Genomic DNA, 25,007 nt, shown 5'->3' on the forward strand with positions numbered 1-25,007 from the left:
CGTCTTCGCTCCCAGCCTCAGGGCCGCTCGACCACGGTGAATACAAATTGCTTACTGTCGAAAGGCTTTCCTTTGGGGTCACGAATTTGTGCCTGGATGGTCATGCTTCCCGCTGCATAGGCCCTGAAGTGTTGATACGCCTCGCCTCGAATATCGGTTTCAGTTGGCCACTCTTGCTCGACACCGTCCCTGATCCAGACTACCTCCACGCCCTCAAGGGGCGCTTGACTGACAGCAGAAAAGACCGTCGCATAGATGAGTGCAAATTCTCCCACCTGAATCACTTGATTTCCCGGTACAGTCAGTCGCTGCACCTGGGGAACATCAATTGGCACCGCCAGAGATTGTATTTCCCAGCCGGCAAGGCCGCCCTTGACCAAGGCTTGTAAAAAACCCTGCCTGATAAAGGGACATTCGAAGCTGACCAGTGCGATCCCGTCTTCATTCGTTTTGCTCGGTAAGAGCGAGACGTTTTCAAATGTCCACTCCACCCACACATCCGGCAGAGGTTCCCCCGTCAAGGCCGAAACAACAGTCACACTCGCATGGGCTTGCTGCCCCGGTGAACCCGCTGAACCGACGCTGGACAGCGACTTTATTTGACGAGGTTCATCAAGGAAAAACGCAAACGAAACCGATTCCGAATACTGCGCATCGCCCACCGTCGCCGTCAGCTCAATGGCCCCCGGCGTAGTGGGCACAAAACGGATCTTCGCAACCCCGTAGAAGTTCGTCACCGTGGTAACCACGCCCAGCTCCGGGCTGCGCCAGGTTACCGTCAGGCCCGCCATCGGCCTGCCACTGACAGACGAGACCACGCTGATCTGTTCAGACACCGCCTCGCCCCACTGCAGCGTCTGGGTGGCTCGCTGACTGGCAAGGATTTTCAGCACTTGAGTTCCCGACCCCAATGACATTGCATTGGCCGGGGACAGCCTGGCCAGTTTCGATGAGGACAGGCGCAGGGCAAAACTGGCGTCCTTCAGATCGCCGGTCATGAAGGTGTAAGGAAAGCCCGCGTTGCTGAAAGATATAGGCGTTCCAAGGCCGGGATATTCGAAACGGATCCCAGACTCGGCAGGCCCTGCCCCGCTCATCCCCAGGGTCAGTTGATGATCGAACAAGGGGCTGTTTTGCGCAGCCATCACATGGATGGTGTGCTGAGCGCGGCGGCGCGGGAAGCAGGTTACCTCCCCCCAAGGCTGCGCTGGCTGACCATCGAAACTGACCGTCACGCCCTTCCACGGATCGACCTCCAGCGCTTCGACGGTCATTGACTGCGAATCCCGATAGCCGTCATAGCGGCTGAACAGCGAAGCCTGCACCGTTTTCAGCCCGGCAGAGGTGGGCACAAACGGGAACCCGCTCCAGCCATCGGCGGCGGTATTCATTTCGTGGGTTTTTTCCTCCGCCACCCAACTGACGGGGGCCTGATCGACGGCACGGTCGGTGAAATGCGAAACCACCTGGACCCACATCCACGCCGAATCCTCGCTCACTACGGGCTCGATCGGCGATTCACGCCACGCTTCGATGCGTACTTTGTTGTGCGCCAGGTCCATTGGTTTGGGCGCGGCAGCAAAGTCCAGCTGAGGAAGCGCCAGCGACAATGAAAACTGGCCAGGTTGCTCGCTGGCGGAAAAATCCAATGTCCACAGCGCCCCGCCATCACTCAACGGTTGCCCGGCATTCAGCGCTGGCTGCACTGTCGCGGCCAATGCTTCGGCGGAGGTACCCGACCATACCAGCCATGCCTGCAAACCCACCAACGGGCTCAATGCATTGGGCAAAACGTTGAAGCGGTGCCGCGCGCCCAGGCATGGATAAAGGCTGAGAGAATCCAGCTCAGCGTGGATTTGATCGAGCACCAGACTCAGCTCTTCAGTCAGGTCTGCGGCGATCAGACGCCCGGACAATTCCCGTGGCAGTTCAACGCTTTCAAGGCGCAACACCAGATCGAACAGGCTGCTGATGCTGGACTCCGCCGTTGAGGCGAGTTGCCATTGCACCCCTGCCTGTACCAATGCCTTGGGCATGTCCAGATCGGCAGGTTGCAAGCCGATCGCGGGCGCCTCATCTCGCCAGTGCAAACTGATGTTTTTACCGATCCACGGGCTGCCGCTAACCGGTTCGACTCGCAGCGTATGGATCTGCCCGCGACGGCACAGCACGCCCAGCGTATTGCGCTCGACTTCCACCCCGTCCAGAAAAATGTTGACCTGGTTCTTCCACGGACTGGTCGCGACAGCTGTGACATCGAACGACTGCTCGATCGCACTGGCCTCGGCATGTGCCTTGACGCTGGCCGTGACCGTCCTGGCCCCGGCGCTTTTTGGCGTGTAGAGCAAACTGGCCCAGCCACCGGCTCCGGTGACAGTGCGCACGATGTCGTCCTCGGGTGTCTCCCAGTCGACCAACGCATTGGTCACCGGATCGCCATCCCCCAGGGCCACGTCGTGTAATACCTGCAGGCGCAGCAACACGCTTTCTTGCTCATCGACAATCGGAAACTTATTGGCGCCGCGCACCTCGCCGACCTTGACCCGGTTGCGCGCCAGTGACATGGGTTTATCCGGTGACGGCAACAGCAGCTTCGAGCAGACCAGTGACAATACAAACCGGCCGTCACTGCTGTCGTCGCTGGTCAGCGTCCAGACCGTGTCGACGCTGTCGACCGGCACGGGTTGTTCAAGCGCCGGGCTGACCACGACGCCCAATTGCGTCTGGCTATCGCCGCGCCAATGCAGCGACAGTTCAGAGTCCAACAACGGACTGTCGACAGGCACGCGGATCTGCAAGGGATGGGCACTGCCACGATTCGGATAACCGGTCGCCTCCCAGCCCGTCGCGTTTTCGTCGACAATCACCGACAGCTCACGCCACGGGTCCGTGGCCAGTACCCGGACATCGAAGCGGCGTGAAACCACACCGCCAGCGTAATAAGGGCTGACAACCGACGCTTCGATGACGAACTCACCGGCCTGCGTTGGCTGGTAATCGAAATACGCCCAACCATCGTCACCGGAAACAGCGGCGCCTTTGACGCCTGCACCCGCTTGCGCCCAGGTCACGGTGCGCCCGCTGATGGCCTGCGCGGTGTAAAACGACACCACTCGAACCCCCAATTGCACCTGTTGCCCGTATTCGAAAATCGGGTAGTAAGCCGCGTCCTTTTCCGCCCCGAAAGCCAAACGGTGATGCCCCAGCGATACGGGAATGGTGTAAGCCTCGGCGCGGTACTGGTTGAGCAGGTTCAGCGTCAACTCATGCTCTTGGTCATCGCCGAGGAAGGGGCAGTCGAGCAACCATTGGTCTTGCAGCGGCTGATCAACCTGCCAGTCGGGTGTCGCCAGAATTGCGTCTTGCGGATTGCCTTGGATGATCAGTGCAGCCTTGGTTTCACGCCAGCTATTGTCCGGCTCAGGCACAAAGGTCAATCGGTGAGAATCGGTGTCTGTCGCGCCAATGCACAGGTGCAACGTACGGCCTGGCGCCAGGGTCTCTTGGTCTATCTGCAACGCCTGCAACGCCAGCGGCGCCAGACGCAATTGGATGTCGACGTGGGTGATACGCAGTCTCGAAGCCTCAATATGCGCTTCATTCAGAGGGCTGGTAATTTCAAGACGAAGTATGTCGCCACGCGCAATCGGCAGTTCCAGCGCCTGTTCGTATTTAATCGGCCTGAACTCCAGCGGTTGTCCCGCTGCCAGTCGGGCCCGGTCTTGCTCGCTATTGCGCGAGTCTCCAGGCTTGAGTTCAATCTCCAATAACAACTGCGTATCTCTCCAAAGGCGCAGCCAGCCTGATTCCTCGTGCCGTATCTCACAGAGGAAAGTCAGGGTGTAATGCGCGTCGACGCCGGGGTCTTTGGGCAAGGTCATCTCTTGTCTCACCCAGCCTCCGTCCACGGCTTGCAGAAAGGAGGTGACGTTACCCTCATACATTTCACTGCCGGTGCCGACCAGGCCACTTCTGTCCCAGTGCTCCAGATCGGCAAATTCGCCGTTGCGCACCAGACTCTCGTTCGCTTGAATCACCGGTTCATTCATGATTGCGCACTCCCTTGAGCATTGTGTTTTGACCGGTACGTTCAGCTTTGGTCACCATGTCTTCGACCGTTCGGGCAAAGGTCCGCTCGCCGGCCTTTGCGGTGTAGCGAACACGCAAGATGATGTCCGTCAGCGAGTTCAGCGTGGCCGCTTGCGGGCTTTTCAACGGCCAGGGAAAACTGATTTTCCAACTGGAAACCACCCCGGTATTTTCAAAAGGATTGAGCAAACCCTCGTCGGGTTTCATCGCCGTCAGGCCGTTGTCGGCAACGCCTGTGGACAAGGCGATCTGCTGACCGCTACGCAGGTTGAACAACACATCCGAAGGCGCCGTGCCTGTCGGTTTGTGCAAATAGGCCACCGACTGCGCCGTGGCTCGGGTCGCCGTCATGCTGCCGATCTGCAGCAAAGTGGCCCGCACGTCCTCGTAGGGACCGGTCAACACCGGCAGATCGACTTCTACCCCACTGATCTGGCGGCAGTAGTGCCCCGGATGATCACGATCAAACAATAGCTGCGTCAGTTTGAATTCCAGCGTGCCGCTCTCGCGCAATGTTTTGAGCGCACTGGCCCAGTCGTCAGCGCCGGTTTGCAAGTCCACCCGGTCCTCGAACAACTGCCGCAGGGAGACGGTCTTCACCAGTTCCAGCCGCCGCTCGTGGCGCTGCAGGTATTCACGCTCCATACGCAGCAAATGCCCACGCAGGTGCTCGCCGGCCGTCAGACCATGCCGATGATCAAGCCAGACATTGGGCAGGGGAATCTGCGCATCGTAATCACCGGTCTCGGCGCTCAGGGATGCCTGGGCGTTGAGGCACAGGCTGATGACGGCATCGTAAGCCTGATAGTGCAAGGCCTTGAGCTGGCCCAACAGCCAGCCGTACAGCTCGGCATTGCTCGCGCGTTTTTTCAGAAAGTTGTAAACCGTCAATGCCTGATCGTTGGCCCTGAGGGTTTGCTCAAGATTCAATCGGGCCGCCGTGATGGCGTAACCCTGCGCCACGATTTGCGCGTCGATGGCCCGCACTTCCGCCAAGGCCTGATCACGTTGCAGCGCCCATTCGTTGCGACGACGGCGATACGCTTCGGTGGTGGCTTGCCTGTCGGCATCCAGCTGCTTCATGTTCGAGGCGATGCCCAGTCCGAAGCTGACGGCTTCAAGCACCTGGTCGGCGCGGTGCCCGCCATTGGCGAAGCCGAAAATATTCGGCAGCGCCGCCATCAACGCCGCAGCGGGCTTGATACTGGAGGACGTCACCGCCAGGACTTTCGCTGTGGCCAGGTTGTCCATGACCTCATATTCGTATTGCGAAATATTTTCGACATAGCGTTTTTTGTAGGCTTCGGCGCGCTCGCTGGCCACCAGGCTGCTTTGCTGCAACGCGGTCACATTCGCCTCCAGTTGGGCGATGGATTGCTCCTGCATGGACCGGGCGTAAGCGCCCAATTCGACGATATGGCTTTGCTGCGTCTCTTCCTGCTCGGCACGATCCCTGCGTTCCAGCAGGTTCAGCACCTGGCTGCCGTAATCCTGCAGCGACTGCACCGCACGCAACGCGACCTCGAATATCACCCGCCAGCGGAACGCGTTGACGACCAACCGCCCGCCCATCGGCCGCGGCCCGGCGACACCGCCCGCCGCCAGATCACGCAGTAATTGATTGGGATCGGTGGGCGGGCTGAACAACGGGATATCCAGTGGTTTGCCATCGAGGGTGAGATTGTTGCGCAGGTTATCCAGACGCTGTTGCGGTGCCGCGAACAGGTCCAGCAGTGACTGATTGATCGGTATTTCAAAAGGCCCGCAACCCACCACCCCGAGAATGGGCGGGGTATCGGAAGCGGCAGGAAGATCCGCCAGGCTGTAATCCAGCGTTTGCTCGAACTCATCCAGCGCCGTGCGCGCGCCGCACTGGGTCAGCAAGCTCTCAACCGTCGCGGTTTGCCAACGGGTCACGGTGCGTGCCGTCGGTGCCTTGCCCATCAGAAACCCGGCCTGCACATAGCACAACTTGGCCGCCACCAGACTGTCACGGGTCAGTTGCCGGTAATACCAGTCGCCCCATGCCATCAGGTTTCTCACGTAGTCGCTGAACACCAGAATCTTGAAGTGTTCCGGTGCTGCATAACCGATGGCATCCGGGTCGGTGGGGGCCATGGCCTCAAAGCCCGGATTGCCCAGGTCCGCCAGTGGACGGCAGCGCCAATACCGCGGTTTCGGATTGACAAGCTTCGACGGCGTTTGTGGATCGGCGACGGCTTGCGGATCAAACAGGTAATGCAGCCAGACCTGCGCTTCACCAAAGCGCTCCTCGTCGCGCATACGCGTGGCCATCAAGTGCGGCAGATGAAAAAACAACTCCCAGAAGAACAGACCGTTGGCACCGTCGAAAGCACCGTTGGGCTCGGTGAAGACGACGCCGGTAGGTGGTGGTTCGGACAGAAACTGGGTATCCCAATCCAGTACCGCATCCACGGAAATACCGGCGCGCTGTACCAGTTCCGGAGCGAACAGTGAATTCAGACGGGAGAATTTCAGCGCCAGGCCGGGCTGATTGAGAGACAGAAATTGCGCGGCGTCGATGCTGTTTTTTACCAGTGTCGGCGCGGAGAAATCCATGAGATCGACAATGGTCAGGTCAAATTCCTTGCCTCCAAGTTCGCCAGCAGCATCGCCGAAGGAGAAGGTGGTTGCCCCCCAGCTACCGGCTCTTCGCGAGTAGGTCAGCACATCAGTTGTCCAGCCGCCCGCTATTGGAAAGTTTTGAACAACATCCGCAGGGTCATCCTCGGTTCTGAAGTTCAAGGCCAGTTTCATGCTCGCATTGCCGGCGCCCAGTCCCGTTGGCCGGCAAAAACCCTGAACTGTCAGCACATCTTTGCCATCCACACGCAACGCCGTGAATTGCACATCCAGATAGGGCGTCATGGCGCCCAGCGTCGTCACACGAGAGACCACCGTTACCTGACTGCCGATTGGGTGCTGCACCGTCTCGGCGCTGACAAAACGATTCTGCAGCGCCGATTCCAGCCAGGCACCACCATCGTCAGTGACAGGCTGCATCAGCACATCACGGATGACCTGCGCGCTCAGCTTATTGTCTTCACCCGTCTCGTCGTTGGTGATCAACACACCCAGCTTGCCCTTGGGGTGCAGATAGTTCTCGCGCACCGTCGCAATCAGCCGCGCACCGGCACTGCGATCCTCTTCATACTCCGCACTGTGCACAGCCAACGGCGCCGACCATTGGCCGTTCTGCGTCATGAATGCCAGGTTGATCTCCAGTTTGTAGGGCGTGTATTCGTCCGCCGGCTTAAGGGGCACCCGGTCGCGCCACTCTGCCCAGACCAGACACAAGCGGCCATTCCAGAACACCGGGCGAATATCCAGCACGCGATTACCCGCCGGGATGTCCACCGCCTGCCATTCGCTCCAGGCCGCCGGATTGATGGCCTTATCCGTGGAAGTGAGTTCAACCTCGACCTTGCGCCAGAAATACTGGAACGGCTGCTCGCGCTGACGCCCGACAAAGTAATAATCGGCGCGGGCCGGGGTCTTGCCGTCCATGTAGCCGCTGATGACATCCAGATTGCAGGTCTGCTCGAACGTTTGCAGGTAATCGCGCAGCGCCGCCTGTGCCGAATCGCTGCTCAAGCGGCTCTGGGTGAGAGCGCTCTCCAGGGTTTTGAACAGGCTGGTCTTGCGCTGCCGTACAAAAGGATTGATGAAGTTTTCCGGGTAGCACGCGATCAACTGCACGGCGGCCCAGTCCGGGTAATTGTTGGTGAGTTCCCACTCGGCCAGATGGCGCGGGTCGAACTGGTGCGTGGCAAAACCTGGCTCGAGTTTGCGATAAGCGGCATGGATGTACTGCTGCGCGCAACTGGTCGCTTCGGCCACCCAGGAGCTCTGCACCGGGTAGGTGTCCAGCGGGTCCATGCGCAGTAGTTCAAACAGGTCATCCGGTGTTTCCAGAAAATCATAAGTCTGTGCGCCGAACTGTCCGATGCAGTATTCAAGCAGCGCCAAACGACGTTTTTCCAACAGCCCGCCAACATTGCTCAATGCCATGATCTTTGCTCCCTGGGGGTATCACTCGGGGTGAAACTGTTGCGCAGGCTCATGCCGGCACCTCATCGCCTTCAAAGGTGATGGCCTCAAAATTGGCAGAGGTCTCGCCGGTTTGACTGAGGACACTGAACGTGAATGTCCCGCCGGTAGCGCTGGAGACAAAGACACGCGTCAACCCTTCCTGATTGGTGAAGCCATGCGCAGGCCGGATGCTCACACTCTGTCTTTTATTCGAATTGACAGGCCTGTAACTCCAGTCCACCAGCAGGTTTTGGCCAAGATTTCCATAGTTATCCCGCAGCCTGGCGTAGAGCTCGACCTCTTGGCCCCGCGGCACGGTTTCCAGGGGCACTGGGGATTTGTCCCTCTCCGAAAAACTCAGCGTTTTGAAATCGACCATCACCTGGATGGGCGGAGCGTTCTCGGGCTCAAACAAATCCAGCCAGTATTGCGGCGTGTCCGTTCCCATGACCTTGCCCGGAACAAAATCGGTTTCAAGGACGCCGTTTACCTCGGTTTTTTTAGTTTCAACCGTGCCGAGCGTCGCACGCCAATAAACCGTAACGTCCTTCAACGCCTGCCCCTCAGCATCCGTGAGGGTCACGGTGTAGGTGGCTTTCGAATCGGGCTTGTTGGCTACAACGGTCGAGTTGTCGACTGTGCACGTGATCGTGACCAGTTGTTTCAGGTCGCCCTGCGCCTGGATAACCGGCACTCGCGCCCGAGTCTCGCTCAGCAAGGCCAGTTCCGCCGCTTCGGCGTAGGCCGCTTTGTCGAGCGTCGCGGGCAACCGGCCCATCAGAAAAATCGTCAGCGCATCCATGCCGCTGTCGGCTGACAGCACACGCACGCGCATCAACAGATCCAGCTGTGTCAGGTCCTTCAACACTTTGAGCTCTGACTCGTCAACGCGGCTGACACACTCATTGACTTCCTGCACGCTCCAGCCGAAGAACCCGGCCAGTTTGATCGCGGCGGCCTGTTGCGCCAGACGCGCAGCATGGCCGGTGACTTTCGGCAGTGCATTGACCTGACGCAGATAGTCCAGAAGCGCCTGCTCTGGCTGTTCACTCAGGCTGAACGCCCGTGTGAGCGTGGTGAGGTAATAAAGCGTACGCACGGTGAACGCATATTTGTCCGCCTGATTGAGCCAGGCCAGATGACCGTAATCCAGATAGTCCTGCAACAGCGTGGCGCTCAACCCCAGCGTCGTCGTCACCTCCGCCCGCCGGCGCACCTCGCCCAACAGCGTCAGTAACGGATCCGGTTCTTCGTTGCGCCCGCGGAATGTTTCCTGCACATCGAGACCGACGTGTTCGATCACCTGTCGCAGTAATTGGTAGACCGTAGCGTTTGACCAATCGAGCAGGGCAATGGACCGATCGACCGGAACGCCTGCATAGACAGCCAGGGTCTCCCTGACCAACGACACCTGAGCGTCCCGCGCCTGCAAGACCACACTGAGCATGGTTTCGACAATCGAATCGCGCTGCGGCGTGCCGATGTCACCCAGAGCACTTTCAACCGCCCACGCCAACTTGGCACGCAGGAAGCTCAAATAAGCGTCTGCTGTTCCCACTGGGGCCAATACCAGGCCGTCAGCATCCACGACAGGGTCGAGGTTGTCCGCGTGACTGGTGAGAAAGTCCAGCCAGTTGGCCGCGCCTGCAGAGGGTACGCCGGCCATCAACAAGGCACCGTTGCTCAACAGCGCCGTCGACAGCAGATTGCGAATCTGCTCGAAAAACTGCCGATCCGACTCCGACGCCTCGCTCACGGGCTGCGCCGGTGCCACGTGTTGCAGCATCCACGACACCGACAGCCCGCTGTCCTCGCACCATTGCACACAGCTGGACATGGCCTCGATCAGGTTCAACACATCCGGTGTGCCCGAATTGGGCGCGTGGATGGCCGGCTCGCCTGCGAAAGCGGGAAGCCATTGCTCGTGCTCGCCACCGAGCAATGTCAGCATCAGCAAACCTTCCATCGGGGTAATGTTCAACAGCCGAGGCAACTTCACCAGCCGATAAAAACTGGAAACGATCGCCGCGGTGCGCGTCAGGTTTTGGGAGAGCCCGTGTGCAGAGGCCACCGCTAACGCCAGGTAATGATAAGTCTGCAGGTCGATCGCCAGACCCTCGCACAGTTGGCTGATGGTCAGGTCCGAGACGCCCGGTAGCGGCATCAGCGGAAACGTCGCGCCATCGAGCTTGAACGGTTGGCGGTAGTCGCCCTGATGATTGAAGACCTGATCAAACGGTGACAGCACCTCGGCGCGACCGTAAACCGCCAATTCGTCAATAAACACCGCGAAGTCCGCCGGCGTGCATTGGTAGCGCTCGCGCAGGCTCTGGTAAAGGCCGAGAGCCCGCACCACGCCTTCGGTAATTTCCCAATTGTTCGCCGTTTCGGTGCCGCGACTTTCAGCGCGCATGGCAGCCGCCAGAAGCGCGTCCACCTGATCGAACGGCAACTCCAGCCAGTTGGCCAGACGCACCATTCGGTTCATTCGGTCATAGCCGTTCAGCCCTGCGGCGTCGCTGGGACTTGCTGTCAATTTGTGCAGAATTGACGGGGTTGAACTGTCTTCGGTGAGTCCGATCGCCGGATGCTGGTTCTTATTGATGTAAATCGAACCGGAATGACCGCTTTCCGCCTCATTGGGCGGTACTTCAGGGGTGAATTTCACATTGGCCGAACGCACCGGAGCAAAGGTGCGCACCGACAACAGGCTTTCGATTGCCCGGGTATCGAGCTTTGTCCGTCCACCGAAGAATGGCACCTGGTTGAGGTTCTGCCAATCCAGCACATCGGCGCCATAGTTGTCCCGGTAAAAATCGTTACGTTCGCCCACCACTACGGCTGGCTCAGTCAGCACTTCCCGCTGCCTGGGCCCCAGCCGCGATGTATGGATCATGGCAGCACGCGCAGAATCGGTATCGCCGGGGAGCGGCGACAAAAAATAGGGATAGATCAGATCAACCCGTCGGGAAAAATCACCGACCGACAATCCGTGGTGACGGGCGACCGTGTCGATCGTGACCCAGTGCTGGTAATAGGGCAGACCGTTGGGGTAACGCGCCGCGAGCAACGCATCTTCCAGTGGCACGCCGGGTTGGTGTTCGGAGATGAACGTTTCCAGCACCGCGACAATGATGTCGACCGACGATACCGAGCGGTACACCGCATTGAAATCGACCGACAGCCGCTTCAGATCCTTGCGTCGATCATGCAGCGGAAACTTTTCTGTCTCGACGCCGTAAAGTTCGATACGGTCGCGGATCCAGCGCAACAGATCGATCAGATACGCCACCGGCGAGGTGATCGACTCCAGGCCATCCGGTGGGCACAGCGAATCAAAAGAGGTGGGGAACAGGCGTTCATAACTCGGACCATCGACCATCGCCAGAATCCCGCTCGACCGCGCTGCCTGCGCCCCTTTATCGCCGCTGAGGGTCCGCTGAATGAACTGGCGACGCACGTAGGTGGCCATGCTGTTCAACCGGCGCAGAATTTGCCGGGCATCCTCCGCACCCAGCGTGTGCTCCAGCACCAGGCCCTGAACGCCTTTTTCCACCAGTGGAAAAATCGAGCCTCCCTCCTCAAGGTACTGCCTGAGACTTTCCAGCCCAGCATCCCGGGATTGTTTTTCTTCGCCAAACAACTGCTCAAACAGTTGCACGGCAGGACGGCGCGAATCAGCCATGATCAGGGTTCCTTGAGGCGACAGAAGGTCCGAGCAACCTGACACTTGGTGTCAGGTTGCACATTCGATGAGGAAGATTGAGCGCTTCGACAGCGGCGCCGTCTACTGTCAGATCTGACAGGTTCACAGACCGTTAGTCGGAAACAGACTTCAGGAATCCTTGCGGAGCGGGCGCGCGGACTCCACTTCAAAACGCGCACTGTCGACCCAGTCAGACATCGTTGCGTCGTCCGCGCCGTCAGTCAGGGTCTGTCGGAATCGGTACCAGTGACCCGCCTCGGGCAATGTCTGCGTCGCCTCTGCGTCCCACTGCCCACCGGTAACGGGCAATTGCGCCACCCACTGCACATCCGGGTTGTACCAACTGACGGCGACGCCCATGCCCTCCCGGCCGCGACCGGAAAACTGCACCGGCTGGCTGACCCACTTGCCCGCCGCCGGCCGCTCGAGGCTGGGCAAAAACGTACCCAGCATGACCAGTCGCAGTGCCTCGACCGATTCGAACTCCTGCAGTGACGCTACCGCTTGCAACCGGTAATGCCCCCCGGTGAGGGGGTCGACATCGCTCGCCACCGACCAGGTGCGATCGTCCTGCACGATAGCGCTTGCCAGCACTGCCCGCGCAGCCCCGGCCAACGTCACACTGACGGTATCGCCGGGTACACCGAATCCCGACACCACCACCCGCCGTCCGATGACGTCGCCCTCGACCGGGGTTTCGATGAACGGGGCGGCCGGGACGACCTGATAGTTCACAGGTTCGGTATTGTCCGACTCGCGCCGCTTGCCGGTGTCATCCGTGAACCATTGCCGGGCCCAGATGGTTTTGTGGCCCACCGGCAAGGTTACTTCGGCTTTCCAGTAGCCCTCCTGGTTCACCGCCACATCCTTGAGCCAAGGCTCGGAGAGCCCTTGCAGAAACACCTCGACCTGCGCATTCGCCATCCCCGTCCCCTCCAGCATCGCGGTACGTGGCAGCTTGCCGTTCATCGTCGGCTGGGTGATGAGCGGAGGCTGCAGTACCACCTCGAACGAGCGCCGGTCACTGTACGCAGAGTGCCGTCCGGCCAGTGTCTGCCGAGCATCGATGGTGTAGCGCCTGAATTCCAGATCACTCAGATCGATCGACCAGTCACCGTCCTCATCCAGTTCCTTGGGCGCCCCCAGAGGTGTCTCGGAAAGGAAGTCACGCAACTGCAACGTGGCGCCTTGCATACCTTTCTCGCCTGCGACCGTCGTGACGCGGCCGACTTTCGCGTCGCCTTCGGGCTGAGTGATCACCGGCACCAGCATGGGTAGATGGACGGTAAAGCTTTTCGATGCCGGATCCGAGGGTTGCTCGTCGACGAATTGAGTCACGGTCACGGTATGTGCCACGTCCGCGGCAAACGCCTTGTCACGCCGAAATTGCCAGGTGCCGTCACTGACAATGCCCGGGTACACAACGTGCTCTTCGTCGCTGAAGCGGATGTTGACGTCTGCTCCCGGCCAGCATGTGCCACGGAACACGGGTGAGAGGCCATCCTCGAGCGGATCATCCACGCCGGGAGCCCGTGGCGGGATCGTGACCTTCAGTGCCACCCAGGTCGGCGACCACGCTTCACCGATGAACTGCTTGATATGAACTTCCCGTTTGTCCGTCGGCCCCCATTGCTCGATGGCCCTGCTGGACCACTCCCCGCCCTTCACGACGACATCGGGGGCGGCCAGATGTATGCCGCCGGGATGGTAGAGCCTGACAGTGGCGCCGTTGTAACCTTTGCCGCTGAAGGTGGGTTGGTACTCCCTTGAGAAGTCCGTTTCATACACATCAGGCATATGCTTGTCGACCGTGAACTCCAATTTGACTGACTCGATCCAGCCATTGGCTCCGTCCTGAACCTTTTGAATGACCTTGAGCTTATAAGTGCCGAATGGCCAGCCTGTCGCGGTTGTTTGCCAGATGCCGTCTCTGACTACAACAGACGGCGGTACAGTGACTCCCGAGTCTGAGAGCAGAGTGAATTCGACCGTTGCACTGGAGTGGCCGCTGCCTGAGAACCGAATGCCGCCATCCGCGAGAACGGTCATTTGTGGTTCCAGCAGCGCCGGGGGGCGGATCTTGAAGGCGCGGGGACCGCTGCGCCCGGATTCGTATTCGTCCCGCACGTTTATGGCCACCAACGAGACGCGCCCTACGGGCACTTGAACCAGGGCTCTCCAATTTGCCTGCGTCAGCACGGCGCTTTCACCGACCTGGGTTGACGTCCCGTCGATGAAAATTCGAACAATCCCCCCGACCCCGCCATTCGATCCAGTCAGGGTAAAACTCTGATTCTGCTCCGTGACAGGAAGCAAGGAATCTATTGCAGGGGTACCGGGCGGAAATTTGGCATTGACCGTCACCAGATTCGACCAGCCGGGCAATACAGAATTGCCCATCGACTGTTGAGCGATAAACGTAAAGGATCCATAGGGCAAGTCGTGCTGCAAATACGTCGACCAGACCCCGTCATCGCCAACCTGGGCCTCACCATAGGTAATGGCGCCCGAGCCTGATTGATAAATTTTCACGGTTGCAGACGGAAACCCTTGGCCTTCAACCCTGGGTCTGCTTTCCCTTACGACATCATCCTGTTTCGGCTCACGGATGGTAGGGACGCCGTAATAATTGAAACTGATCGGCTTCGAGTAACGAGTAGCCCATCCAGTTTCCGAATGCCTGACCTTGATGCTGTAAGTCCAGGGCTTTAAACCCTCGCGCAATTTGAGGGTCCAGTTGGCCTGGTTGCCGAGAATCTGCTGACTCATCGAGACGTTAGTGCTGTCTTCGACGATTTCAAGATAGCCACTCGTAACACCCGTGCCGAGGACTGTTGCTGTCAGTTCATCTTTACCGGTGATAACCGGTAGCTTTCTGACGAATACCGGTTTGTTTCTTGTCTCGGACCAAACGGTTTTGTATCTCCATATCGTGGAATACTCGCCATAACCCTCCGGAAGTCCAGTAGCCCGGCATTCGTTCCATTGTTGGCCCAAGTACCAGGCCCCCTCAAGCAATTTCACGTGATATCCGTTGGGGCCGTAGTAATCAATCCAGACCTGATGCTCTCCGTCAGACTGCGGGACATTGAAGATGATCGAACTGTTGGTATCGACGATTTCGGAAAACTCCCAATCCCGAATTTCCAAAGGCCCGACATACTGTCCGTCCGGACTCATTCCGTCCGAGAGAAGCGGTGGTTCTTGATTGGCGCCAAACACGTCGGCCTCGCCGGGTGCACCTTCCAGATCCGTATCCTTTGACATGACTCTGCCCTCATCGTCGCTATGTCCGAGAGGTATGTGTACGCCGCCGGATAACCGGCTGCCTACCTGTAAAATCTGACAGTCCCGACAGACGGTAGCTTTTCCTACAACGCAGGCTGGCAACGTCCTTCAGCCATACGCACATGGCTACAGTGCCTTGCGCCGTTGCCTACACATCCCTCAGAATCCGCCGACTTGTGCGCTTTGGTGATGCCCCGTAACTTGGTCCGTGCCGCTGCCAATCAGTGGTCGGGTTTAGTCGCCCGGTGGTTGAAATGATGCGTGTAAGTGTCATCAAGTCGGGTATTCCCTATCCCCGCACTCGATGGTGGCTGTTCGCAGGGCGCCTCCGGGCGCGCCGGGATTCATTTCTCCAGCGGTCGACTAACCTGCGTCCAGCCGCCACCCACTCGTTTAGTCGCGAGCGGTTGGCAGCACATACCGGAGAAATGACCATGTTCAAAGACACACCGAATCCCCCGGCAACCGACCCGGTTTCCCCCTACACCTCAGCCGATTCAAAAAAACTCAACGAGGCCGCCGAGCGCGCCCTCGACCACTACCTCAAACCCGAACCCCCATCGCGCAACTCCGTGGATCGCGGCATGCAGATGTTCATGGTCAGCCCCGACCTCAACCCCGAAGCCGTGGCCATCCAGACTTACGAAACCTTTTCCTCGGTCAGCATTCTGCTGCTCGACCTGGCCGACAGCCTGGACGACAAGCCGCGCCATCTGGCGATGGCGATCTATCAATTGAGTGAAATGGGCCTGTTGCTGGCGGAGAAGACGCTCGACCGTGAGCGGGCGATTGCCGTGACCTGATCGTTAACCCTGCGGCGCCTGCACTGCCGCCATCGCGGGCAAGCCCGCTGCCACAGGTTCTGCGCACGGACACACCCTCCGAGCGCGACGAAAACCCTGTGGGAGCTGGCTTGCCAGCGATAACAATAATGAAGGCACCGCAGCACTCAGGCCGAGGCCGGCAACGGCTGAAAGCTGAAGTACTGACGCAACGCCTCGACCAACTGCCCGTATTCGGGCGGCGCTCGCAGCAGACTGAAACCGGCGTCGTAATGCAGCGGCGTCGCATCCTCGTGGCACCACAGGCATGACGCGGCCAGGTCGATCACCTGCTGGCAACCGTCACCGCAGGGAATTTTCAGGCGCAGATGGAAATCCGCACCGACCATCATCGGCAACTGGCTGATCAGCATCAGCCCGTCTTCGGACACATTGCCCAGAAAACCGATGGGTTTGTCGGTGACGCTGTTGAACACTCTGAGGAAGTACGGCAGCTGATGCCGTTCGATCCGGCGGTCGGTAAACATGATGCGCAGTTCGTCCTGCAAGGCTCCCTCACAGAGCCGCACCCTTGCTTCGGAACGCGCCTGTGTCGCAGGCACGCTCTCCCCGCTTCCGGTGTGACGGTCGCTAATACGCCATCACCTTACAACTGCCAGTCGCAGGTGTTGCACGGGTCATCGCGGATTCACCGGCGACCCGATTCATTCGACTATAGCTCAGCCTGTACAACCGGCCAGCTTTTGTATGACAACTGTCATCAAGAGCCCGTCGGGCGCACCACCGCTGCTGCGCTGCGGGTCGGGTAATGACCCAGGCTCTGCAGGGTTTCCAGACGGGCGCGGGCGCGGAAGGCGTATTCGCTGTTGGGGTACGAGGCGATGATGAACTGATAGGTTTGCGCCGCATCGACAAACATCTTCTGCCGCTCCAGGCACTGGCCGCGCATCATCGACACTTCCGGCCACACATACGGGCGGGCACGGCTGGCGCGTTCGACCTTGGACAGTTCGAGCATCACCTGCTCGCAATTGCCACGGTCATAGGCACTGTAAGCGTTGTTCAAATGATGGTTCATCGACCAACGGGTGCAGCCCGTGACGGCGAGGACGCTGAGGGCAAGGGCGGCAATGGGCAACAATCGCATGGGGGTTCTCCTGTCTTGAGCTCTGTATCGACCCATGGTCGGAAATCTTCAGGCGCGTTTGTCCCAAAGTTGCCGCGTTCAATAAAGAAAATGATAAGTAGTGCAAACGAACAATGACTACACCCAAAGAGCATAGTAGCCTTCGCTGGCGCTTGAACCTGAGGAGTCTTTGCATGTCCGTCCGTCGTACCAAAATCGTCGCTACCCTTGGCCCGGCCAGTAACTCGCCGGAAGTTCTCGAACAGCTGATTCTGGCTGGCCTGGACGTCGCCCGTCTGAACTTCTCCCATGGCACCCCCGACGAGCACAAGGCTCGCGCAAAACTGGTGCGTGACCTCGCTGCCAAGCACGGCCGCTTCGTCGCCCTGCTCGGTGACCTGCAAGGCCCGAAAATCCGTATCGCCAAATTCGCCAACAAGAAGATCGAGCTGAAGATCGGTGACAAGTTCACCTTCTCCACCAGCCATCCGTTGACCGAAGGCAACCAGCAAGTGGTCGGCATCGACTACCCGGACCTGGTCAAGGACTGCGGCGTGGGCGACGAGCTGCTGCTCGACGACGGCCGCGTGGTGATGCGCGTCGAAACCGCCACCGCCACCGAACTCAACTGCGTGGTGACCATCGGCGGCCCGCTGTCCGACCACAAAGGCATCAACCGTCGCGGCGGCGGCCTGACCGCGCCGGCCCTGACTGAAAAAGACAAGGCCGACATCAAGCTCGCAGCGGAAATGGAAGTCGACTACCTCGCGGTGTCCTTCCCGCGTGACGCGGCCGACATGGAATACGCCCGTCAACTGCGCGACGAGGCCGGCGGCACCGCCTGGCTGGTGGCGAAGATCGAACGCGCCGAAGCCGTGGCGGACGACGAAACCCTCGACGGCCTGATCAAGGCGTCCGACGCGGTGATGGTTGCCCGTGGTGACTTGGGTGTGGAAATCGGCGACGCCGAGCTGGTGGGCATTCAGAAGAAAATCATTCTGCATGCACGCCGCCACAACAAGGCAGTGATCGTCGCGACCCAGATGATGGAGTCGATGATCCAGAACCCGATGCCGACCCGCGCCGAAGTGTCCGACGTGGCCAACGCCGTGCTCGACTACACCGACGCCGTGATGCTCTCGGCCGAATCCGCCGCTGGCCAGTACCCGCTGGAAGCCGTGCAGGCGATGGCGCGTATCTGCGTCGGCGCGGAAAAGCACCCGACCGGCAAGACCTCCAGCCACCGTATCGGCAAGGAATTCACCCGCTGCGACGAAAGCATCGCACTGGCGACCATGTACACCGCCAACCACTTCCCGGGCGTCAAGGCGATCATCGCCCTGACCGAAAGTGGTTACACCCCGCTGATCATGTCGCGCATCCGCTCCTCGGTGCCGATCTACGCCTACTCGCCACACCGCGAGACCCAGGCGCGCGCGGCGATGTTCCGTGGCGTGTACACCATTCCGTTCGACCCGGCTTCGCTGGAACCGCACGAAGTCAGCCAGAAGGCGATCGACGAACTGGTCAAGCGCGGCGTAGTGGAAAAAGGCGACTGGGTCATCCTGACCAAGGGCGACAGCTACCACACCACCGGCGGCACCAACGGCATGAAGATCCTGCACGTGGGCGACCCGCAGGTCTGAGTGACCGGTTGCTGAAAAACCAAAGCCCCGCCGTGTGAACGGCGGGGCTTTTTGTTTTCCGGCCCATCAAAAAATCGCAGCCTTGTGCAGCACCTGCACGTGATTGGCGGGGTCCTTTCAGGCGCGGCCGCAGCTGCAATTTTGTGGCAAGCACTGTGTCAACTGTCAGATCTGACAGTAGACGGGGCAAGCATTCGGGCAGTTACTTGAGTCGAGAATCCTCTACTCAAGGAGAACGCCATGAATCACTCGAACCGACAGGCACCAAAAGCAGGAACGCTGGATGAAGACTTTGCCGACGCTGGCGTTTTCCGGCTGACGCTGCCGGCCCTCGGACGGCAAAGCCATGTGGGGGGGATCAGTTCGGACAACACCTCGACACGCTTGTATTTCGCAGGTCAGGCAGGCTCCGGGGTCGCTGACCAGGCTTACGTTCTGGGCTGCCTGACGCTGGACGGCAAGCTGGACCCGACCTTTGGAAACGAGGGCATTGCCAGTGGTGCTTTTACCGTCAGAACCGAGTCCAAGGGGCAATCGGTCATCTGCCTGAGCGACGGCAAGAAGCTGCTTCTGGGCATCGTCGCTGAAAGCAGACCTGCACTGGCGCGCTTTACATCCGCAGGTGTGCTGGATAGCACGTTTGGAGACCAGGGCTACGTCATCCTCCGGTTGCCCGCAGGTGCTGACGAACAGACCGCGAAGGCAGCCAGTGGTAGCGAACAGGCTTCATCGGGCAGCATCGTGTCGCTGGACGACGGAAAAATTCTCGTGGTGTACACCTACGCCATTACGCACGGAGAGGACACACAGGCGTTCCTGTACTTGCTCAACAGCGATGGTTCTCTGGACACCTCCTTCAATAACAAAGGCTATGTTCAGGTCCTCTACCCGGGTGCGGCGCCTGCCGATGTAAAGGTGCGCAACGGCTTGATCGATCAGGATGGCAAGCTCGTCATCTGCGGCGCACTGGCGCCCCGCTCAGGCACATCCGCCGCCCTGTTTGCACGCTACCTGCGCGACGGCAGCCTCGATCCGCAGTTCGGCAACAACGGGTTTGTCATTGAGCCGATGTCGGGGTCGCCGGTTCTTGAGTGCGTGATCCAGCAACCGAACAAGCGGCTGCTGGGCATCGGCAAAACCGGCACTGAAGGTCTCCTGATCAGCCTGGAACCGGATGGTGAATACAATATCCAGTTCAATCGCGGCAAGCCTCTGCTGACCCGATTGGAGTACGCATCCACCTACTGGAGCAGCGGGGTCATGCAACCGGACGGCAAGATCGTGCTGGTCGGTAAATACCAGCAGTCCGACCAACCGTCCCCCGCCGTCATCGGCAGAATGTTGAGCGACGGCTCGTTCGATTCAACATTCGGCAACGCCGGCTGGGTGGGCACGCCATTTACCGGGGCGCTTTCTTTCGACAGCCTCGCGCTCCAGGCGGATGGAAAAATCGTAGTGGCCGGAACCTACCTCAAAGACTCGACGAATCAAGGATGGGTCCTGCGTTACCACGGGCGTGACTGAACAAGGGGCGGGCTCTTTCAAGGAGATGAACATGAGCATTGATTCAAAGGTTTTGCGCAATGAAGGACAGCTCGACCCCGCCTTTGGTGACGGCGGCCTGGTCTTGTTGAATGCTCCCAGCGCTCCCGAAGGCAGCGTTAACCCCAAAGGCATGGGCGTTGATGCTGACGGTCGACTGTATGTGGTCGGCGATGTGCAGCTCAAGCGTCAGCGGGTTGATTACTACTGCGTGAGGCTAACGGCAAACGGGATGATCGACCCGACATTTGGCAAGGCCGGTTATGTCATCGCGGCGTTTGTCGAAAACGATGAAGGGCGCTCCTACTCGCAGATCAGCGAGGTGGTTGAACTCAGCGATGGAAAAATCTTACTGATCGGCCACTATTACGATGGCACTTTCAACACCTGGAAAGGCCTGATCCGTCTGCATCCCGATGGCACTCCAGACTCGGCATTCGGCAATAACGGCACAGTGCTGATTGCACTTGGCAGTATCGGCGAGATTCAGGCGCACGGTTTTGAAGCGCCGTCGACCTCCTCCGACGTCGCAGCCGCGGGTAACAGTGTGATTCTGCCTGACGGCAAAATCCTGTTGCATGAACCTGTGTATGACGGCGTGGAAGAAACCCAAACGGCGATCATTCGCCTGACACCGGACGGTGCGCTCGATCCCGACTTCAACCAGACGGGCATCGTCCGGATTGCCTTTGCCGATTTTGCGCATACCCACCTCACCGACGTTCTGGTCAGCGCTGACGACAAATACGTACTCAGTGGTTATTGCCAGAACCCGGCTAATGAAGGATCCCGTGCGCTCTTCACGAGATTGCTTGCCACTGGCGCAACTGACGTCTCATTCGGGGACGCTGGCTATGTGTTGATTGAACCGCAGAAAGCGCCAATGAGCTTTCTGTTAGAACGTCTTGTTGCGCAGACGAACCAACGCTTGCTTGGCGTCGGTTACACGCTGGATGACGCAGAATGCGGTTTGTTGGTCAGTCGTGAATCCGATGGCAGTACCAACATCCAGTTCAATCGCGGCAAGCCGCTGCTGACCAGGCTGGACGACCGTGACACTTACTGGCATCACGCGTCTGTCCAGAAGGACGGAAGCATTCTGGTGTATGGCCACATTTATAAGCCCGCGCAGGTCGTCGTGGCCCGATTCACCGACGCCGGCATCCTGGACAAAAGCTTTGGTGCGGGCACGGGCTGGCTGCAGTTCGATGCCGACCCCTTCGGGATGGCGTCCGCCTTGATCACGGATCGCACGGTGCTGTTTTTTGCAGCAGTCCGCGTCAATAATCATCACCAGTTGGGGGTTGCCAGGGGCCTTATCGCCCCGCAAGCATGACTGAGCGAACCCTGAAAAACCCATAGGTCGCCACCTTCGCCAGCGCTGTCGGGTCAACCCACACCCGCGGCCGTTGCTGTCGAAGGCGGCGATCTTTCACTGCCGCTTGATAAACCCGGTCAACGCCGCCAGCGCTTCCGGCGAACGCAGCCGCTGGGTGAACAGCGCACCCTCCTCCTCGATCACCTGGCGGATCAATTCACGATCCGGCGCCTTCATCAGTTGCTTGCTGATCCGCACCGCTTGCGGCGGCAATTCATCGAAGCGCAGCGCCATTTCCCGGGCCTTGGCCAACGCCGCAGCGCCACTGCCCAACGCCTCACTGGCAATGCCCCACGCCGCCGCTTGCTCGCCGGTAAACCCTTCGCCGAGCAGCAACAACTGCGCCGCCCTGGCCTGACCGAGCAGGCGCGGCAGAATCAGGCTGGACGCAAACTCGGGGCACAGGCCAAGATTGACGAACGGCATGCGCAGCCGTGCGTCGCGGCTGACGTAGACCAGATCGCAATGCAGCAACAGCGTCGTGCCGATGCCCACCGCAGCCCCCGCCACGGCCGCGATCACCGGTTTGCGGCATTCGAGCAGGTTGAGCATGAAGTGAAACACCGGGCTATCGAGGTCGCTCGGCGGTTGCTGGATGAAGTCGGCAATGTCGTTGCCGGCGGTGAAGCACTCGGCACTGCCGGTGATCAGCACGGCGGTGATCGCAGGATCGCTGTCGGCCTGTTTCAGCGCCTCGGCGAGCCGGCTGTACATGGCGCGGGTCAGGGCGTTTTTCTTGTCCGGACGGTTGAAGCGCAGGGTCAGTAAACCGCGTTCGCGCTCCAGCAGGATGGCTTCGGTCATGGCATCTCTCAACAGTGCCGGGTTGCGAAGTTCAGTGAGGGTGAAGGGAGGCTGTGGCGAAGGGGTTTATCGCCGTTTGAGTGCGCAGCGCTCACAAAATCATGGGGCCACTGCGCAGCCCGGCGGGAATAAATTCTCTCGCCACAGACACTTCCACAACACAGGCCCCCTCATCAGAGGCTCTTCGAACCCATGAATATCAGCGCTTAACTGCGGGACAGAAACACATCGGCCAGCAGTTGATTGCGCGGCAGTCCGGCCAGATACAGACGCTTTGCAAAGGCATCGACACTGGCGGTTGAGCCGCAGACTAAGGCCAGGGTTTGCCGGGATACAAGGCGCAGTTGCGCCAAAGCGGCGGCTGACTCGGCCGCCGTCCACAGCTCGACACTGAGGTTTTCGCGCTGCGCGGCCAGTGCCATCAGGGGTTTGGCCAGATAGTGGTCGCTCGCCTCATGGGCCACATGAATGATGCGAATCGCGCCCTGGTGATCCTGGCGCAAGGCTTCGCGCAACACCCCGAACAATGGGCCCAGGCCAGTGCCGGCGGCCAGCAGCCATAGCGGCCGGCTGTGCCAGTCCGGGTCGTAATGCAACGCGCCGCCGCGCAGTTCGCCGAGGCGCACCGGGTCGCCGATCTGCAGCCGTCGAGCGGCATCGCTGAATTCGCCGGGCTGGCGGCAGTCGAGGTGAAATTCGAGAAAGCGGTCTTCTTCCGGCAGACTCGCCAGCGAATACGGCCGGGCGATGTGATCTAGCCACAGCACCAGGTGTTGCCCGGCGCTGTAGCGCAACGGGCGTTGCGGGGTCAGACGCAGGCGCAGCACGCTGTCACTGAGCCAGTCCAGCGCCTCGACTTCGGCGGGGCGTCCGTCGGTGAGCGGATCGAAGGTGTGCACCTGCAAGTCTTCGACCACCTGACACTGACAGGCCAGCCGCCAGCCCTGCTGGCGTTGCTCGGCGCTCAAGGCGTCCGGGCGATTGTCCGCCGGCAGGCCTTGCACACATTGCACCAGACAGGCATGGCAACTGCCGGCGCGGCAGCTATAAGGCACGGCGACACCGTTCTGATTAAGGGCGTCGAGCAGGTTGCTGCCCGCCGCCACCGACCACTGTCGTTCACCGACACGAAGTTCAGGCATCGACATTCTCCCAGGCCGCCGCACAGCGATTGCGCCCGTCACGCTTGGCCCGGTAAAGCGCTTGATCGGCACGTTGCAAGGCGTCGTCGAGATCGTCACCCAGGCCGAGCAAGGTCATGCCCGCCGACAGGCTGAGCGAGCCCACATTCAGACCGACCAGTTCGACATCGGTGAAGGCGATGCGCAAGCGCTCGCAGCAGGCGGTCAGGCGTTCGGCGTCGCAATCGGGCAGCAGCAGCACAAATTCCTCACCACCATAACGCGCCAGCACGTCGCCGTCGCGCAGACAGGCCTGAGCGACACCGGCGAATGCCTGCAACACCTGATCGCCGGCGGCATGACCGTGCAGGTCATTAATGCGTTTGAAATGATCGAGATCGATCAGCGCCAGGCCGTGCACGACATCGCTGTCCATCGTATTGAGTTCGCGCGAGGCCAGGCGCAGAAAGTGCCGGCGGTTGAACAACCCGGTCAGCTCGTCGGTGGCAACCAGGTCTTCGAGCTGACGCATCATCCCGCGCAGGGTGTCCTGATGCGCCTGCAAGGCAAACCGGCGCTGACGCATGCGTTGGCGCGAGACTTGAACGAAGCGCGCGTACAGCACCAGCCACGCCAGCACCATGGCCAGAATGCACACCTGCAACGCGGCGAGTGCCGGCTCGCGCAGGCGAAACTGATAGGCGTCCCACAGCGTGATCGTGCAAAAACTGAAGAACACCAACAGCGCACAGCGGATAAACGCCCGCCGACTGAGGTGAAACAGGCCGAACAACAGGATCAGCACGTAAAACACCAGAAACGCGCCGCGGGCTTCATCCAGATGCGCCATCAGCCAGGTCTGCCAGCCGAGCCCGAGCAGCACCTGCGCTTCGGTCAGGCTGGGGTCGGAAAAGCGCTGGTTGCGTCCGCTCCAGAACAGCGCGAACAGCGTCGCCTGACTGATCACCACCAGCGCGCTGCCAGTGGCCACGGAGCTCAGGGACTGGTCGTAATGACCGGTGAAAAACGTCAGCCACAGCAGCAGCAAAGCCAATCCATAGGTGGCCGCAGCAAGGGCGAAGCGTTTGAGCAAAAGACGTTGAATGGCGTTATGGGTCAATCGTTGACTCACCGTGCGATAAGAGGCTGACCGAGTGTCCTACTCTACAGACCGGCTGCCACTTTAGTGGCGTAGTCGATAAATGACCACCGATTTTCGGGCTCGAAAATTGACGTCAAATGCATGACCTGAAAAGCCCCTCACCCTAACCCTCTCCCTGTATGTACCGGAGACATGGTGGACACATGTTCGGAGACATGGTGGACGGTTTTAGATCTTCTTACCTGCTGTAACGATCTGCAAGTTCAAGTCGATTCGGGCGATGCGATGTCTACTCCAGTAGACATCGTGGATGCCGTCCTCCGTCGTTTCCCGGATAGCTACTGACTTCCCGTAAAAAGCTTTCCCGACT

General features: G+C 59.8%; 13 protein-coding genes and 1 pseudogene. 4 read left to right on the plus strand and 10 right to left on the minus strand.

What is annotated here, in order from left to right; genetic code table 11:
• Nucleotides 1–17: 17 nt before the first annotated feature.
• The 4 genes from PseuLF5_RS22570 to PseuLF5_RS22585 form a co-directional block, all read right to left on the minus strand.
• A complete protein-coding gene (locus tag PseuLF5_RS22570) occupies nt 18–4,049 on the minus strand; it encodes a hypothetical protein (RefSeq protein WP_340134783.1) in 4,032 nt (1,343 codons plus the stop codon).
• Nucleotides 4,042–8,121: a Tc toxin subunit A-related protein gene (locus tag PseuLF5_RS22575; protein WP_340134784.1), complete on the minus strand. Its 4,080-nt coding sequence runs from the start codon at nt 8,119–8,121 to the stop codon at nt 4,042–4,044. Before PseuLF5_RS22575 ends, PseuLF5_RS22570 begins: the two co-directional genes overlap by 8 nt.
• A 49-nt stretch (nt 8,122–8,170) precedes the next feature.
• The gene (locus PseuLF5_RS22580) at nt 8,171–11,827 is read right to left on the minus strand and encodes a Tc toxin subunit A (protein WP_340134785.1); all 3,657 of its coding nucleotides are present in this window, start codon (nt 11,825–11,827) and stop codon (nt 8,171–8,173) included.
• 150 nt (nt 11,828–11,977) lie between these two features.
• Nucleotides 11,978–15,115, minus strand: a complete 3,138-nt coding sequence (locus PseuLF5_RS22585; RefSeq protein ID WP_340134786.1) for a hypothetical protein — start codon at nt 15,113–15,115, stop codon at nt 11,978–11,980.
• Nucleotides 15,116–15,570: 455 nt separating this feature from the next.
• Here PseuLF5_RS22585 and PseuLF5_RS22590 point away from each other — a divergent pair, with 455 nt between their 5' ends.
• Nucleotides 15,571–15,939: a DUF6124 family protein gene (locus PseuLF5_RS22590; protein WP_123467276.1), complete on the plus strand. Its 369-nt coding sequence runs from the start codon at nt 15,571–15,573 to the stop codon at nt 15,937–15,939.
• A 146-nt stretch (nt 15,940–16,085) separates the two neighbouring features.
• On the opposite strand, the gene PseuLF5_RS22595 is transcribed toward PseuLF5_RS22590, so the two are convergent.
• Together PseuLF5_RS22595 and PseuLF5_RS22600 are read right to left on the minus strand one after the other, a co-directional pair.
• Complete coding sequence (locus PseuLF5_RS22595) at nt 16,086–16,445, minus strand: PilZ domain-containing protein (RefSeq protein WP_123467324.1); 360 nt, start codon at nt 16,443–16,445, stop codon at nt 16,086–16,088.
• A gap of 233 nt (nt 16,446–16,678) precedes the next feature.
• A complete protein-coding gene (locus tag PseuLF5_RS22600; RefSeq protein ID WP_123467278.1) occupies nt 16,679–17,065 on the minus strand; it encodes a tetratricopeptide repeat protein in 387 nt (128 codons plus the stop codon).
• Between the two features lie 173 nt (nt 17,066–17,238).
• Here PseuLF5_RS22600 and pyk point away from each other — a divergent pair, with 173 nt between their 5' ends.
• The 3 genes from pyk to PseuLF5_RS22615 all read left to right on the plus strand — a co-directional run bounded on the left by pyk (nt 17,239) and on the right by PseuLF5_RS22615 (nt 21,568).
• Entirely contained in the window at nt 17,239–18,690 is a 1,452-nt protein-coding gene (gene pyk / locus PseuLF5_RS22605) for a pyruvate kinase (protein ID WP_123467280.1), read from the plus strand.
• A gap of 240 nt (nt 18,691–18,930) precedes the next feature.
• Nucleotides 18,931–20,214, plus strand: coding sequence for a hypothetical protein (locus PseuLF5_RS22610; RefSeq protein ID WP_340134787.1), 1,284 nt, complete (start codon nt 18,931–18,933; stop codon nt 20,212–20,214).
• A 31-nt stretch (nt 20,215–20,245) separates the two neighbouring features.
• Entirely contained in the window at nt 20,246–21,568 is a 1,323-nt protein-coding gene (locus PseuLF5_RS22615) for a hypothetical protein (protein WP_340134788.1), read from the plus strand.
• Between the two features lie 96 nt (nt 21,569–21,664).
• On the opposite strand, the gene PseuLF5_RS22620 is transcribed toward PseuLF5_RS22615, so the two are convergent.
• The 4 genes and pseudogenes from PseuLF5_RS22620 to PseuLF5_RS28345 all read right to left on the minus strand — a co-directional run.
• Nucleotides 21,665–22,414 carry an enoyl-CoA hydratase-related protein gene (locus PseuLF5_RS22620; protein ID WP_128613705.1) on the minus strand — a complete coding sequence of 250 codons (750 nt, stop codon included), beginning with the start codon at nt 22,412–22,414 and terminating at the stop codon, nt 21,665–21,667.
• Nucleotides 22,415–22,620: 206 nt separating this feature from the next.
• Nucleotides 22,621–23,556, minus strand: a complete 936-nt coding sequence (locus PseuLF5_RS22625; protein WP_123467288.1) for an iron-sulfur-binding ferredoxin reductase — start codon at nt 23,554–23,556, stop codon at nt 22,621–22,623.
• Nucleotides 23,549–24,655 carry a GGDEF domain-containing protein gene (locus PseuLF5_RS22630; RefSeq protein WP_128613703.1) on the minus strand — a complete coding sequence of 369 codons (1,107 nt, stop codon included), beginning with the start codon at nt 24,653–24,655 and terminating at the stop codon, nt 23,549–23,551. Before PseuLF5_RS22630 ends, PseuLF5_RS22625 begins: the two co-directional genes overlap by 8 nt.
• A 210-nt stretch (nt 24,656–24,865) precedes the next feature.
• A pseudogene (locus PseuLF5_RS28345) lies at nt 24,866–25,007 on the minus strand (IS481 family transposase); the annotation flags it as partial.

Origin of the sequence: Pseudomonas sp. LF-5, from assembly GCF_037626295.1 — a bacterium.
Lineage (GTDB): Bacteria > Pseudomonadota > Gammaproteobacteria > Pseudomonadales > Pseudomonadaceae > Aquipseudomonas > Aquipseudomonas monsensis.